The 13,793-nt window shown below is 69.6% G+C and carries 17 protein-coding genes; 9 read left to right on the top strand and 8 right to left on the bottom strand.

Annotated elements, in window-relative coordinates:
• Positions 1–4: 4 nt before the first annotated feature.
• Positions 5–769 (bottom strand): hypothetical protein, encoded by a 765-nt coding sequence (locus tag ACWEIJ_RS24040; protein ID WP_449839452.1) that lies wholly within the window; start codon positions 767–769, stop codon positions 5–7.
• A gap of 14 nt (positions 770–783) precedes the next feature.
• On the bottom strand, positions 784–1,608 hold the full coding sequence (locus ACWEIJ_RS24035; RefSeq protein WP_449839451.1) for an SDR family NAD(P)-dependent oxidoreductase: 825 nt from the start codon (positions 1,606–1,608) through the stop codon (positions 784–786).
• A 102-nt stretch (positions 1,609–1,710) separates the two neighbouring features.
• Between ACWEIJ_RS24035 and ACWEIJ_RS24030 the strand changes: the two genes are divergently transcribed.
• Complete coding sequence (locus ACWEIJ_RS24030) at positions 1,711–2,544, top strand: helix-turn-helix transcriptional regulator (protein WP_449839450.1); 834 nt, start codon at positions 1,711–1,713, stop codon at positions 2,542–2,544.
• Positions 2,545–2,547: 3 nt separating this feature from the next.
• Here ACWEIJ_RS24030 and ACWEIJ_RS24025 read toward each other — a convergent pair whose 3' ends face one another.
• Positions 2,548–2,901, bottom strand: a complete 354-nt coding sequence (locus ACWEIJ_RS24025; RefSeq protein WP_449839449.1) for a winged helix-turn-helix transcriptional regulator — start codon at positions 2,899–2,901, stop codon at positions 2,548–2,550.
• A 106-nt stretch (positions 2,902–3,007) separates the two neighbouring features.
• On the opposite strand from ACWEIJ_RS24025, the gene ACWEIJ_RS24020 reads away from it, so the two are divergent.
• From ACWEIJ_RS24020 to ACWEIJ_RS24005, 4 genes are all read left to right on the top strand, one after another.
• Positions 3,008–3,304 carry a DUF1330 domain-containing protein gene (locus ACWEIJ_RS24020; RefSeq protein WP_449839448.1) on the top strand — a complete coding sequence of 99 codons (297 nt, stop codon included), beginning with the start codon at positions 3,008–3,010 and terminating at the stop codon, positions 3,302–3,304.
• 3 nt (positions 3,305–3,307) lie between these two features.
• Entirely contained in the window at positions 3,308–4,183 is an 876-nt protein-coding gene (locus ACWEIJ_RS24015; RefSeq protein ID WP_449839447.1) for a PhzF family phenazine biosynthesis protein, read from the top strand.
• A gap of 178 nt (positions 4,184–4,361) precedes the next feature.
• The gene (locus tag ACWEIJ_RS24010) at positions 4,362–5,537 is read left to right on the top strand and encodes a hypothetical protein (protein ID WP_449839446.1); all 1,176 of its coding nucleotides are present in this window, start codon (positions 4,362–4,364) and stop codon (positions 5,535–5,537) included.
• Between the two features lie 21 nt (positions 5,538–5,558).
• Complete coding sequence (locus tag ACWEIJ_RS24005) at positions 5,559–6,350, top strand: pentapeptide repeat-containing protein (protein WP_449839445.1); 792 nt, start codon at positions 5,559–5,561, stop codon at positions 6,348–6,350.
• Positions 6,351–6,365: 15 nt separating this feature from the next.
• Here ACWEIJ_RS24005 and ACWEIJ_RS24000 read toward each other — a convergent pair whose 3' ends face one another.
• Positions 6,366–6,824, bottom strand: a complete 459-nt coding sequence (locus tag ACWEIJ_RS24000) for a hypothetical protein (RefSeq protein WP_449839444.1) — start codon at positions 6,822–6,824, stop codon at positions 6,366–6,368.
• A gap of 118 nt (positions 6,825–6,942) precedes the next feature.
• Here ACWEIJ_RS24000 and ACWEIJ_RS23995 point away from each other — a divergent pair, with 118 nt between their 5' ends.
• Positions 6,943–7,356, top strand: coding sequence for a hypothetical protein (locus tag ACWEIJ_RS23995; RefSeq protein ID WP_449839443.1), 414 nt, complete (start codon positions 6,943–6,945; stop codon positions 7,354–7,356).
• Positions 7,357–7,360: 4 nt separating this feature from the next.
• Here the strand turns inward: ACWEIJ_RS23995 and ACWEIJ_RS23990 are convergent, their stop codons facing one another.
• Together ACWEIJ_RS23990 and ACWEIJ_RS23985 are read right to left on the bottom strand one after the other, a co-directional pair.
• Entirely contained in the window at positions 7,361–8,125 is a 765-nt protein-coding gene (locus ACWEIJ_RS23990) for an alpha/beta fold hydrolase (RefSeq protein WP_355438514.1), read from the bottom strand.
• Between the two features lie 124 nt (positions 8,126–8,249).
• Positions 8,250–8,786 carry a TetR/AcrR family transcriptional regulator gene (locus ACWEIJ_RS23985; RefSeq protein ID WP_449839442.1) on the bottom strand — a complete coding sequence of 179 codons (537 nt, stop codon included), beginning with the start codon at positions 8,784–8,786 and terminating at the stop codon, positions 8,250–8,252.
• Positions 8,787–8,871: 85 nt separating this feature from the next.
• On the opposite strand from ACWEIJ_RS23985, the gene ACWEIJ_RS23980 reads away from it, so the two are divergent.
• Positions 8,872–10,083 carry an FAD-dependent monooxygenase gene (locus ACWEIJ_RS23980; RefSeq protein ID WP_449839441.1) on the top strand — a complete coding sequence of 404 codons (1,212 nt, stop codon included), beginning with the start codon at positions 8,872–8,874 and terminating at the stop codon, positions 10,081–10,083.
• 10 nt (positions 10,084–10,093) lie between these two features.
• Here the strand turns inward: ACWEIJ_RS23980 and ACWEIJ_RS23975 are convergent, their stop codons facing one another.
• A complete protein-coding gene (locus ACWEIJ_RS23975) occupies positions 10,094–11,752 on the bottom strand; it encodes a M14 family metallopeptidase (RefSeq protein WP_449839440.1) in 1,659 nt (552 codons plus the stop codon).
• A gap of 164 nt (positions 11,753–11,916) precedes the next feature.
• Between ACWEIJ_RS23975 and ACWEIJ_RS23970 the strand changes: the two genes are divergently transcribed.
• Together ACWEIJ_RS23970 and ACWEIJ_RS23965 are read left to right on the top strand one after the other, a co-directional pair.
• Positions 11,917–12,666, top strand: coding sequence for a class I SAM-dependent methyltransferase (locus ACWEIJ_RS23970; RefSeq protein ID WP_449839439.1), 750 nt, complete (start codon positions 11,917–11,919; stop codon positions 12,664–12,666).
• Between the two features lie 5 nt (positions 12,667–12,671).
• Positions 12,672–13,262, top strand: a complete 591-nt coding sequence (locus tag ACWEIJ_RS23965) for a DinB family protein (protein WP_449839438.1) — start codon at positions 12,672–12,674, stop codon at positions 13,260–13,262.
• A gap of 50 nt (positions 13,263–13,312) precedes the next feature.
• Here ACWEIJ_RS23965 and ACWEIJ_RS23960 read toward each other — a convergent pair whose 3' ends face one another.
• Positions 13,313–13,756 carry a hypothetical protein gene (locus tag ACWEIJ_RS23960; RefSeq protein ID WP_449839437.1) on the bottom strand — a complete coding sequence of 148 codons (444 nt, stop codon included), beginning with the start codon at positions 13,754–13,756 and terminating at the stop codon, positions 13,313–13,315.
• Positions 13,757–13,793: the final 37 nt, after the last annotated feature.

Here is a 13,793-nt window from a genome sequence, read left to right as displayed (position 1 = left end):
CGGTTCACGGGCCGATCCAGACGTGCTGCGGCACCCGTGCGTACTCGGTGATGCTTTCGACGATCGCCGGGAACTGCGGGTGCTGCGGTCCGATGATCCGTTTCGCCTGGTCCAGAGGCTGTCCGGCCAGCAGGGACGACAGCTCCTCGAACGCCTCCTCGGTGTGCCCGCGGGCGTTCCACAGCAGGCACGGTCCGGGCACTCGGGTGGAGACGCGCTGCCCCAGCGCCGTCACGATGATCTGCGGACCGCCCAGTTCGCTGTCGAGCAGGCACAGCGACGCGCCGGTCGACAGCGCCAGCGTCGCGAAGGTCTCCCGGACGGACGACGAGATCAGGAACAGCCGGCTCTGCGAGTTGGTCGCGGGCATCAACCCGAACCTCAGGTGGTCCGGCAGCAGGGCGTGGGTGTCGCTGATGGTGAGGTAGATGTAGCCCACCACGACCCGGCCGCCGCGATCCAGATCCATCTCGTCCTGGTAAGCCCGCAACGGCTCGTCCACCGGGAAGCAGAGGGACAGGTCGAAGCTCTCCCTCGCACCGTCGGTGATGGCGACCGTTTTGCCGCTCACGAACCCATGAGTGCCTGGCAACCGCACCGATCCGCCGTCGGGGAGAAGCACGTTGGTCCATCGTGTCCCTTGCGGGTCGCAGAGCTCCGCGACCGCCGCCAGGAAGCGGCCGGAATCCCGCCGGTGCACGTGGAACTCGTAGTCGAAGTCGATGCCCATGTGTCCCCCACGCCGGTCGGTGTCCCCGTGCAAGATCATGCCGTCTGATGTGGCTACGTGACGTAGCGCGTGGCGAGCGCCGGCGACTGGCCGCCGAAGGCTTTCAGGTCGGCGGTGAAGACGTCCTGCAGGAGCTGGTCGTCCTCGACGCCGGGGGCGATGACCCGTTCGCCGAGTTCCAGGCCGCGCAGGGCACCGGAGACGACGTCGTCCGCGCTCATGCGGGGAACGGCGCTGAGGTCCAGCCCCTGCGAGGAGTGGAACTCGGTGGCCACCACGCCGGGGCAGACCACCGCGACGGTGACGCCGGAGTCCTCGACCTCGGCGGCCAGGGTCTGGGTCATCGCGACCAGGTACGCCAAGGTACCCGCGTACACGGCGCGGCGGGGCAGGACGCTCTTGTCCGCGGGTCCGGAGAAGGCGATCATGCCCGCCACGTTCAGGATGGTGCCAGTGCCGCGCTGCTGCATGGGGCCGACCGCGGCGCGCATGAGCTGGGTGGGCGCGAGAACCTTGACGTTGACGAGTTCGCGGGCCTTGCCGGCGGGCAGGTCGGCCAGCGGCATGTAGTGGGAGACGCCGGCGTTGTTGACGAGCACGTCCAGCGGTTCGGTGGCGCAGATCGCCGCGAGGGTGTCGATGCCCTCCTCGGTGGAGAGGTCGGCGGTGACGGCGCGGACGGTGACGTCGGGGTGGGCGGCGGCGAACTGTGCGAGGCGTTCCCGGCGGCGGCCGGCGATGATCAGGTCGTAGCCGCCGGCGGCGAAGCGTTCGGCGAAGGCCTCGCCGATGCCGGAGGTCGCGCCGGTGACGAGAGCGAGCTTGCGCGTGAGGGGGGTGTCCCCGGGAGCGTTCTTCGATGCTGGTGTTCCGTTCACGAACGCAGCGTCCGCACCATTCGCGCCAATAGCCAGTAGACGCTCTTTCCTGGGACCATCAGTACCAGGAAAGAAATAATGCCCTTTTGTCACAATGACGCCATGGCCTCCAGCGAACTCGGCGAAGCCCTGCACACCTGGCGGGACCGCGTCACGCCCGAGCAAGCCGGCCTGCCCGGAGGTGGCCGCAGACGCGCCCCAGGGCTGCGGCGTGAGGAACTCTCGCAGCTCGCCGGGATCTCCGCGGACTACCTCATTCGCCTGGAACAGGGCCGGGCCCACAACCCCTCACCCACCGTCGTCGAAGCCCTCGCCCGCGCGCTGCGCCTGGACTCCGGTGAACGCGAACACCTCTTCCGCCTCGCGGGTCTCGCCGTGCCCGGTCCCGGCATGATCCCCCGCCACATCACCCCCGGCGTTCACCGCGTCCTCGACCGCTTGGCCACCACTCCGGTCGCCGTCTACGACGCCACCTGGACACTGCTTCTAGCCAACCCGCTCCACACCGCCCTCATGGGGGAGTGGACCGGTCCCGACCGCAACGCGGCCTGGCGTGCCTTCGTCACCTCCACCACCCGCGTGCGCCACACCCCTGAATCCAACGGCGCTCTCCAGCAGCTCGTCGCGGCAGACCTCCGCCGAACCAGCGCCCTCTACCCGAACGACCAGGCCCTGAACGACCTCATCGCCCAGCTGCGGCGGCGCAGCACCCGCTTCAGCGAACTCTGGGACACCGGCAGCGCCGCCGAGCACGAAGCGAGCCGCAAGACCATCGACCACCCCGCCGTCGGCGCGCTCACCCTGGACTGCGACGTCCTCCACGTCGCCGGCAACGACCTGCGCATCATGGTCTACACCGCCAAACCCGACACCGAGGACGCAGAACGCCTCGCCCTGCTCTCCGTCATAGGGACTCAGGTGCTCACCGGGGCGTGATCTTCACGTCTCCGCCGGCTCCTGGTCGTCGCGCCCTTGCTCCCGCGCCCAGGTGATCGCCCATTCGTCGAGCGGACGGAGGGCATCTCGGAGCGCTGTCCCCAGCCGGGTCAGCTCGTAGCCATCGGCCGAGGCAGCGATGATCCCGCTCGAGGTGAGTTCGCGGAGCCGCTGGTAGAGGACGCTGGACGACAGCCCTTCGCACCGTGCCAGCAGCGCGCGGGCGCCGAGCGGACCCGCGCGCAGTTCCCACAGAATTCGCAGCGCCCACCGACGGCCGAACAGGTCCATCGCGGCCATGAGGGGATGGCCGGTGGTCGATCCGCGAACCGGTGTTCCTGGACGCGGTGTCGCCATGGACCCTCCTTGCGTTTCGTTATTCGAAACACTAGCATCCAGTCGGCGTTTCTGATTTCGAAACGACTCGACGGGGAAGCACTCGTCCCAACACCGGAGAGGTTCCATGCCCAAGGGCTACTGGGTCAGCGTCTACCCCACCATCGAGGACCCCGAGAGGCTTGACGCCTACAACGGACTGGCACGTCTGGCCGTCCAGGCCGCAGGCGGGCGGGTCCTCGCCCGCGGCGGCAGCCGGGTCGACCCGCACGAAGCCGGAATCGCCGAGCGCGTCGTCCTGATCGAGTTCGAGAGCTTCGAACAGGCGGTCGCCGCACGCGCGAGCGCGGCCTACCAGGAGGCGCTGGCCGAACTTCCCGACGGCTTCGAGCGCGACTTCCGCATCGTCGAAGGCATCGCCTGACCGATGTCCTGGCCGAACGTCACGGTGGTCGACGCGTGCGTGCGGCGCGACGGCAGCGGCGGTAGCCCCACAGCCGTCACCGACGACGACCCGGCGGCGACGGACGCGGACCGGCGTGCGGTCGCCGCCGCGGCCGGCACCTCGCACGCGGCGTTCCTCGGCCTTGGGCGGACGCGGGACGGTGGCCGGCCGGTCCGGTTCTTCACCGCCACCGCCGAACTGTCCGGCTGCGGCCACGGCACGGTCGCCGCGCAGGCCGTGCGGTTGACCCGCACCGCGCTGGACGAGCTGAACGACCGCCAGCACACCGGCGGGCGCACGTTCGACACCGTCGCGATCCGCCGCCCCGCCGGTATCGAGGTGTGGTTCGACCAGGGCCTCGTCGCACTGCGTCACCCGGAACCGGACGAGCGCGCTGAGATCGTCGCCGCGCTCGGGCTCACCGCGGACGATCCGCATCCGGCCGACGTGCCGCGGATCGCCGCGCCCGGCGCACCACGCGTGCTGGTACCGGTCCACGACCGGTCGGCGCTGCTTCGAGTCCGCCCACATCTCGGCCGGCTGGCAGCGGCGTGCCGGCGGTACGGGCTTCTCGGCTGTTTCGTGTACGTACCGCCGGTGGATGACCGACCGGCCGCGGCGCGGATGTTCGCGCCGGCGATCGGTGTCGACGAGGACGTCGCCAACGCCAACAGCACCGGCTGTCTGGCCGCCCACCTGCTCGACACGGCAGGGGCGCAGACGGTCTCGATCGAGGTGGAGCAGGGCGACAGCCTCGGTCGGCCGTCCAGCGTGCTCGCTTCGGCCCGGCGCGGGCCGGCGGGCATCACGGTCCGGCTCGGAGGGTTGGCGGTGGTCCGGGCCGGCTCGGACGGCTGAGGCGGAAAGCCTCTTCATGTTCCCAGCCGACGTCGTAGACCAACCACGCTGCCGGATCACATCCAGAGTCCTGACCGCCGATAATGTTCACTTATCGGCGGTCAGACTTTTCGTGCTCAATTGGGTAGCGTTGCGTTGAATAACGTAACTGCACACGTAACTCTGCTACGCTATTGCGGTGGAGACGAGCTGCAACTTCCCCGGCTGTGAGCGCCCCGTTTTCCGAGGTGGCGGGCCCGGCAGGCCGTCGGAGTACTGCGACCTGCCCGAGCACACGCGCTGGCGGGCGTGGCGGGAGCGGCAGCGGCTGGCCGCGGAGCCCGAGCAAAACCTGGAGGTCGTCACCGTGACGAATCTCCCGAGGGTCTCCGGTACCGCCAAGATCAGGGCCGAAGAGCTCCTCGACCGCTTCCGGGTGCTGTCCGAGCAGATGACGCAGACGCTCGGGCGGGCCGTGGGTGAGCTGAACGCGATGGCGGATCCGAGCGTCGCGGAGAGCATGGTCCAGGCGGCGGAGGCCGAGGCCGCGCGACGGGTCGCCGAGGCGCAGTCCGAGCTGGCGGCCGCCGAACGTCGCCGGCACGAGGCGGAGCAGGCCCGCAAGGCCGCTGAGGAGATGACCGAGCAGGCGGTGCGGGCGGCGGAGGAAGCCGACGAGGCCGCGGACAGGGCGTTGACCGAGCGGGATGAGGCCCAGGAGGCGGCGCGGGTCGCCGGTGAGCAGGCCGAGGCGGCGATCGCCGAGGTGCGGGTGCAGGCGGCGGCTGTGATCGAGGAGATCCGGGCCGAGGCGGACGCGAAGGTGCGGGAGGCGCTGGAGGCGGCGGAGCAGGCGCGGGCCGATGCGGTGAAGCACGCCGAGCAGGCGCGCAGGCAGGCCGCGAAGGAGATCGAGCACGCCCGTGCCGAGGCCAAGGCGGAGGCTGACCGGGCGCGTGAGGCGGCCGAAGCCGATGCCGAGGTGCAGGTCGAGCGTGCTCGGGCGGATGCCGCGGCCGCCGACCAGGCTCGTGCCGAGGCCGTCGCGCAGGCGGAGCTGGCTCGGCAGGAGGCGGCCGAGACCGTCAGCCGGGCGGCCAAGGCTCGTGACCAGGCGGTGGTGCGCGCGGAACGGGCCGAGCAGGCCGCCGCGGACGTCCGGGCGGAGCTGGAGCGGTCACGCGGCGAGCTCGACGCTCGGCTGGCGCAGGTCAGGCAGGAAGGTGCGGACCAGGTGGCGGCGGTGCGGCAGGCGCTGGCCGCGGTGGAGGACGCGCGGGCGCAGACGCTGGCCCGTGCGGAACGGGCGGAGCGTCAGCTCGACGAGACGGCCGCCGAGCTGCGGGCGTTGCGCCAGGCAGGGCGGCGGGAGTGAAGGTGCGTAGGCTGATCACCGATGGATGAGCTGAAGGGCGACTGCGCCAACTGCTTCGGGCTGTGCTGTGTGGCGCTGCCGTTCGCGAAGTCGGCGGACTTCGCGGCCACCAAGGACGCCGGGACGCCGTGCCGCAACCTGCTGGCCGATCACCGCTGTGGCATCCACGACTCGTTGCGGCAGAAGGGATATCCCGGCTGCACGGTCTACGACTGCTTCGGCGCGGGCCAGCGGGTGTCACAGGTGGTGTTCGGGGGCGACGACTGGCGCACCGGCGAGCGGCAGAAGATGTTCGCGGTGTTCCCGGTCGTGCGGCAGCTGCACGAACTGCTCTGGTACCTCGCGGAGGCGCGGCGCCTCGATCCGCACGACGATCTCGGTGAGGCCTACGCGGAGGTGGAACGGCACACGGTCGCGGACCCGGACGAGATCCTGCGGCTCGACGTCGCGGAGATCCGCGCCAAGGTGAACGTGTTGCTGCTGCGCACGAGTGAGCGGCTGCGGGCGAGCGCGAAGTCGTACCGGGGCGCGGACCTGATCGGCGCGCGGCTGCGGAACAGGAACCTGAGCAACGCCGACTTCCGCGGCGCCTACCTGATCGGCGCGGACCTCGCCAACGCCGACCTGTCGCGGGCGGACATGATCGGTGCCGATCTGCGGGGTGCCGACCTGTCGGGGGCGGATCTGAGCACCTGCCTGTTCCTGACGCAGCCGCAGGTCAACGCCGCGCGCGGAGACGCGAGGACGAAACTGCCGAATTCGTTGACCCGTCCGGCGCACTGGAGTCAGGCAGGTGCCGGGAAAAGGCGCTGAAACAGCGGGCCGGTCTCAGACGAGATCGTCGAGAATCAGCCGCATGTCAGCTTTGACGGCGTTGGCGAGGGCGGGGTCGTTGATCTGGGAGTCGGCGATCCGGAAGTGGTCCTTGGCGGCGCGGTGTTTGCCTTCGGGGTCGATGACTTCGGTGGTCTGCGTGAACGTAGCGGCGTTCTCGTCCCATTTGTAGAACACGTGGTTGTTGTGGGCGCGAGTCAGCGTGAGGTGGCATAACTCCCAGGGGTCGCTGTCGACCTTGGTGTTCGAGACCGGTGATTTGGTGATGGTGATGTGCGCCTCGAACACCTCCTTGCCGAGTGTCACGAGCATGCCTTCGAGATACACCCACGCTCCGTTGCCGCTGTAGTTGACGGCGACCTTCTTCTCGTCGAACGAGATGGTGTTCAGCTTGTTCTTGAGGGTGTGCCGGAGTTTCGGCCAGTTTTCGGCGCTCGTGTGCGTCGAGGGCATTGCCCACCTGCTTTCGCGTAGTCGGTCAATGCGGAAGTCGCCGTGAATCGTGGGCCGTTACACCGATTCCGGGTGAGGTGTCAGCGCGATGTCAGTGGCCGGTGCGAGAGTGCCGATCATGAAGAAGGCACTACTGATCACCGCCGCCGCGGTGTCGACGCTGCTCGTGCCCGGTGTGGCGCAGGCGGAGACGCCGCCGGGCTGCTCGTCGGCCCAGCAGATCGGCTCGACCGCGTACGTGAAGTTCGCCGACGGCACGACCGCCGCGTCGGTCAAGCAGTTCGCCGGCTGCGGCACGAACTGGAGCTACGTGTTCGTGTGGGCGGACTGGGCCTCGCGGCACGACGACTTCCACGTCGTCACCGCGGTGACGACCGACGACAACGTCGACCACGGCAAGGTCACCGGACGGCTCAACCAGCGCGAGGTGTGGTCCAAGCCCACGAACACCGTCAACCGGTGCACGCGGGCCATGGGCCTGGTCGCGCTCGGCGAGGACGGCTGGAGCGCCTACACCGGCCGCCGCTGCTGAGGTTCTAGACCGACAGGCGTTGCTGGGCGACCGCGCGGGCGAAGCCCTCGACGTTGTCGATCATGATGTTGTGGCCGGTGTTCGGCACGGAGATGACCTGGACACCGGCCGCGGTCAGCTCGCGGGCACCGGAGGGCGGGGCGTCCTCGGGGTGCAGGAAGACGCGCGGGATCTCCAGTTCCAGCAACAGCTTGCGCATGGTCGGCGAGGTGCCGCGGACGAGGTCGACGGCGCTGCGGTAGAGGGCTTCGCGGCCGGCCATGCGCATGGTGGCCGCCCAGTGCGGGCCGACGTCGCGCAGGACGCGGTCGAAGCCGTGCGAGAGGAAGTCGGCCTCGCCGTAGGCGGCGATGCCGCGGCTGCCGGGGGCGCCGAGCGCGGGTGTGGCGGGGTCGACGTGGGGGTCGACGAGGACGAGCGAGCGCACCATCTCGGGGTGGCGGGCGGCGAGCACGATGGCGACGGCGCCGCCCATGCTGTGGCCGATGATCTCGCTGCGGCGCAGCCCGATCTTGGCCAGTGCCACCGCGAGCGCGTCGGCGTGGCCCTCCAGGGAGTAGGCGAAGCCGGTGGGGCGGTCGCTGATGCCGAAGCCGAGCATGTCCATCATCAGGCTGCGGCGGCCGGCGAGCAGCGGGTGCGCGACGGCTTCGGCGTAGTAGGGCGCCGATGACGCGCCGAGGCCGTGCAGGTAGACGCGAGCGGGCGTGGCGCCCGGTACTTCGACCCAGCGGATCCGGACCCCGGGTCTGATCTCGACGGCGCGCATTTCTCTCCCCGCGTGAATTCGGTGCCCGGACCCTACCTCGCGTCCACGGCCGGTGAGACCGGTTTCGAGACCGGGTTCTCACCTCGTCGACGCTGATCCTAAGTCGGCATGTGGGCGCGTTCGGTCAGCTGATTCCCAGCGCGGCGCACGCGGCTTTCACAGTCGCCGCCTTCAGTTCGTCGAACGGCGCGTCGGGGAACTGCATGGTGCAGTCCTGCGTGCCGCCGAACGCCAGCACCGCGCGGGTCTCCTGTTCCAGCGTGGGCTCCGGTCCGAACATCATCCGGGTGAGCCGGGCCCGCCAGGCCAGCACGGTGTCGATCAGGCCGAGCTCGGCGAGGGTGGTCATCTCGGTGAGCAGCAGCAGGACGTCGGCGCGGTGGCGGTGGTGGAAGTCGAAGAAGCCCTCGACGAGCTCGCGGGGTGGCACGTCGCCGCGTTGCTCCATGCGCGTGAGGAACTCCTCGCCGTCGTCGAGCAGCGGGGTCACGATGCTGCGGATCAGCTCCTCGCGTGAGGAGAAGTGGTAGTAGAGCGCGGGTTTGGTGATGCCGAGGCGGTCGGCGATCTCCTGCAGGCTGGTCTGCTGCACGCCCTTGGTGGCGAACAGTTCGCGCGCGGTCTGCAGGATCCGCTGTCTGGTGTCGGACTGTCTGGCCACGGCCGAATCTTACTTAACGGTCGGTAAGTGTGGGTGTAGGCTCGCGGACGGGTCACTTACCGACCGTTAAGTAAGGGGGGTTGAGGTGCGGATTCTCGTCTCCGGCGCCAGCATCGCGGGTCCGGTGCTCGCCTACTGGCTCACTCGCCACGGGCACGAGGTGACGGTGGTGGAGAGGTCACCGGTGCTGCGCAAGACCGGCGGGCACGCGGTGGACCTGTTCAAACCGGCGATGGACATCTCGGAGAAGATGGGCGTGCTGCCGCGCATCGAGTCGCTGGCCACCGGTACCGAGCGGCTGTCGTTCCTGCGCGAGGGCACGCGCAAGCCCATCACCGGTGACGTCACGAAGATCTTCGCCGCCGCGTCCGACCGGCACGTCGAGGTGATGCGCGACGATCTGAGCGAGATCTACTACGACGCCGGGCGGGAGGACGTCGAGTACCTGTTCGGCGACTCGATCACCTCGATCGGCGAGGACGGCGACGTCACGTTCGAGGTGGCGCCGGCGCGGCGGTTCGACCTGGTCATCGGGGCGGACGGGTTGCACTCGAACGTGCGGCGGCTGGTGTTCGGGGAGGTCGCGAAGACGTTCACGGGCGCGTATCTCGCGGTGTTGTCGGTGCCGCGGGAGCTGGGGGTGCCGGGAGCGATGTCCGGGCACATCGGGCCGGGGCGCAGTGCGCAGGTCTACGGGGCGCGGCACATCGACGACGCGCGGGCGGTGTTCCTGTTCCGCTCACCCGAGCTCGAGTACCACCACCGGGACGTGGCGCGGCAGAAGCAACTGCTGCGGGAGGCGTTCGCGGGTCTGCACCCGCAGGTCGACGAGTGGCTGAGCTACCTCGACAGCGATCGGGTGTTCTACTTCGACTCGATCACGCAGCTGCGGGAGGACAACTGGTCGCGCGGGCGGGTCGCGCTGGTCGGCGACGCGGCCTACTGCCCCGGCCCGGCGATCGGCGGCAGCACGAGCCTCGCGGTGCTGGGCGCGTACGTGCTGGCCGGTGAGCTGTCGTCGGGCTCGGACCACGAGGCGGCGTTCGCGCGCTACGAGCACGAGATGCGGGACCTGGTGCACGCCAGCAGGGCGTTCGCGCTGGGGGTGGCGAAGACGCTGATCCCGACGACGCGTGCGGGTGTGTGGACGCTGGTGCGCGGCATGCAGCTGGTGACGTCGTTGCCGTCGTGGCTGGTGCGGCCGCTGGCCAAGCTGAACTCGAAGGGCATCCGGCTGCACGACTCGATGGACGTGAAGGACTACGAGCGTCAGGGCGCCGGCATGCCGACGCCCTGACCCCGTCACGTCAGAACTGCAGGCTCCACTTGTCGAGGAACCCGGTGTCCTGGTTGGCGTTGTCGTTGACCCGCAGCTGCCAGGTGCCGTTGGCGACCTCGCTGGAGGCGTTGACGGTGTAGGTGGTGTTGATGTTGTCCGTGCCGCCGCCGGTGCGGTTGTGCAGGACGTAGGAGGTGCCGTCCGGGGCGATCAGCTCGACCTTCAGGTCGCCCTGGTAGGTGTGCTTGATGTCCACGCCGACCTTGAGCGTGGCCGGCGCGTTGCCGGTCACCTCCGACACCGTGATCGGCGAGTTGATCGTGGTGTTGTCGTTGATCGGGAAGTCCGTGGTGTTCTCGAAGTACTTGCCGGGGTTGGGCGGGGTGATGCCGCAGTACTGCTGCTCCTTGCCGATGGCCTTGTACGGGCAGTCGGCGCGTTCCAGCAGCTGCAGCACGGCCTCCTTGTTGCGGGAGGTCTGCGCAGGGATCACCTCGTCGGGCGGGTAGAAGCCGCCGCCACCGGACGAGCCGGGGTACATCTCGAAGGTGTAGGCGAACACGCCCTGCGAGCCCCACAGCCAGTCGGGGATCGAGCCGTCGGTGATGTACAGGTCGCTGGACTGCTCGGGCGTGTAGCCGTTGGTGGCGGCCATGTCCTGGCCGATCTTGGCGAACGTGTCGCGCTGGTCCTGGGTCAGGCCCGGTGCGACGTCGTCGTAGGTCCAGCCCCACGGCCACAGGATGAGCTCGCTGTAGGTGTGGAAGTCGATGGACGCGGTGATCTGCTGCTTGCCGCCGACGTTGCGGCCGCGCACGAAGTCGGCCACGACCTTGACCTCGGGCGCGGACTCCGCGCTCGGCCCGCGGTAGGTCTCACTGCCGGTGCTGCCCGACGAGCCGCCGCAGCAGCCCCACTTGTAGTTCCAGTTGCGGTTGAGGTCGGTGCCGACGTTGCTCGAACCGGCGTTGGGCTGCCGGTTCTTGCGCCACGACCGGTAGGTGCCGGTCGCGATGTCGTACTCGCCGCCGTCGGGGTTGACGTCCGGGATGATCCAGATCTCGCGGCTGTCGACGAGGCCCTTGATCCGGGCGTCGGTCGCGTACTGGCTGGTGAACTGGTTGAGCAGGTACAGCGCCATCTCGACGGTGAGGTGCTCACGGGCGTGCTGGTGGTGGGTGAACAGCACCTCCGGCTCGTCCTCGTCGACGCCGACGTTGTCGCTGATCTTGAGCGCGACGATGTCGCGGTTCTCGTAGGACTTGCCGATGACCTGCTTGGAGACCAGGTTCGGGTACGCGGCGACGACCGAGTCGATCTCGGCGGTCATCTCGGCGTAGTTGTGGTAGTTCGAGTCGGCGGCGGGGAAGTCGAACGGCCCGATCTCGGAGTTGGCCTCCATCCGCTTGGGCAGCTCGGTGACCTCGAAGCCCTGGGCCTTGAGGTTGCGGACCTCCCGCTCGGTGGCGGTGATCACGACGATGCCGTGTTCCTCGACCGAGTCGATCGCGGCCCCGGACTTGGCGAGCTTGGTGCGCTGGTCGACCGTGCGGACGTTGCTGACCTGGTAGTTCGTGGACGTCTCCTGGGCGCCGGGGGCCGCGCCGGTGGGCACGCCTCCCATGGCGAACACGACGCTCGCGGCGACGGTGACCCCGATCAGGGGTCTGAGGTGGTTCTTTCGCATGCAGGGCAACCCTTTCCTACCACGGCAGGGACATGGCTCCGCCAAGTGAAGTGCGTGTGAAGGGCCACTGTCATCCCGCCATCCGTATGGGGTTATCAGGTGGGATTGGTGACTTTGTGCTCAGACGCGCGCTTCGGGCGCTGTGGGTGCGGTTGCCTGGACGGATGACGCGCTACGACGCTGTGGAGGCCGCCTCGTACCGGGTGGCCAGGGAGATCGCGCTGACGGGGTTGTCGTCGTGGCGGGACGCGGTCGCGCCGTACTTCCTGCCGGGGCGGACGGTGCTGGACCTGGGGGCCGGGACGGGGTTGTTCGTGCGGGCGTTCGGGGCGTGGTTCCCGGACGTGCGGGTGGTCGCGGTGGAGCCGTCGGCGGACATGAGGTCGGCTTCGGGGCTGCTGATGCTGGAGGGGCGCGCGGAGGCGATCCCGTTGCCGGACGCGTCGGTGGACGTCGTGTGGATGTCCACCGTGGTGCATCACGTGCGGGATCTGCCGGCCGCCGGGGCGGAGTTGCGGCGGGTGCTGCGTCCGGGCGGGGTGGTGGTGTTGCGGTCGTTGTTCCGGGAGCGCCACCACGGGATCGGGTTGTTCCGGTTCTTCCCCGAGGCGGTGCGGGGCCTGGCGGGGTTTCCCTCGGTGCGGGAGGTGGCGGACGGGCTGGGGTTCGTCGTCGACCGGCTGGAGGCGGTGCCGCAGGTGACGGCGGAGTCGTTGGCGCAGAAGGCTTCCGACGTGCGGCAGGAGGCGGACACGTTGCTGCGGTCGCTGTCGGCGGCGGAGTTCGAGGCGGGGCGCGCGCGGCTGGCGCGGGCCGCGCTGGTGAAGACCGGGCCGGTGGTCGACCACCTGGACCTGCTGGTGCTCGGATTGCGGAAAATCGGGTCCGGCTCGGCGGGTGCTCTGAAAAGCTGACCGGCATGGCCTCAGATCCGAAAGCCGAACTGCACCGCTATCTCCGCGGCGCCCGCGAGGTGCTGCGGTGGAAGCTCGACGGGCTGTCCGAGTACGACGCCCGCCGTCCGCTCACCCCCACCGGCACGAACCTGCTGGGTCTGGTCAAGCACCTGGCCACCGTCGAGCAGGAGTACTTCGGCGACTGCATGGGCCGCAAGTTCCCCGAGACGCTGCCGTGGCTGGAGCGGATCGTGGACGGCACGGATCCGAACGCGGACATGTTCGCCACCGCGGACGAGTCGCGTGAGGACGTTCTCGCCTTGTACGGCCGGGTCGCGGAGTTCGCCGACAGCGTGATCTCCGAGCTGCCGCTGGACGCGCCGGGGGTGGTGCCGTGGTGGCCGGAGGAACGCCGGTACGTGACGTTGCACCTGCTGCTGGTCCACATGATCGCGGAGACGAACCGGCACGCGGGGCACGTGGACATCCTGCGCGAGGGGCTGGACGGGATGGCCGGGCTGCGCGACGGGGTGTCGAACCTGCCCGACCAGGACTGGGCGGCCTACCGGGAGCGGGTGGAGCGGGCGGCGAAGGCGGCGTCGGGGCGGGCGTGACCCCCTGCCGGTCGGCCGAGATGCTCGCGGCCGGCGGGGCCGACCCGGGATCACCGGAAAATCGGGCGTCCTCCTCGGGAGGCGTTGCTCGATGCCGCGACCTCGAGCAGCGCCCAGCCGAGGAACACCAGGTAGGCCAGCGCGCAGGCCAGCGCAACGGGCGTGGTCCAGGCTCCCCAGTCGTCGCGGTTCCCCGGCAGCCTCAACAACTCGAACAGGGGAATGGTCGACTGCGGCACGTCGCCCGCCCCCACGAGCAGCGCGCTGGCCAGCACCATCGAACCGGACGCGGCCGCCAGCGGCACCCACACGTTCGCACCGAGCCGATCGCGCCCCAGCATCCCCAACGACACAAGGCTGGGCAGCAGCATCATCACCGGCCCGATGATCGACATGGCGAACGCGAGCGTTTCCCACCCGCCCCAGCTCAGTCGCAGGTAGACCGACAGCACCAGAGCTGCGACGTGCATTGCCAGGTTCCGCCCGGTGGTCATGTCACCAGCGTGCGGCACCTCGCGGCGCGATCACATC

The organism is Lentzea sp. NPDC004789 (genome assembly GCF_053601075.1).
This window is presented reverse-complemented; position numbering and strand designations above follow the sequence as displayed.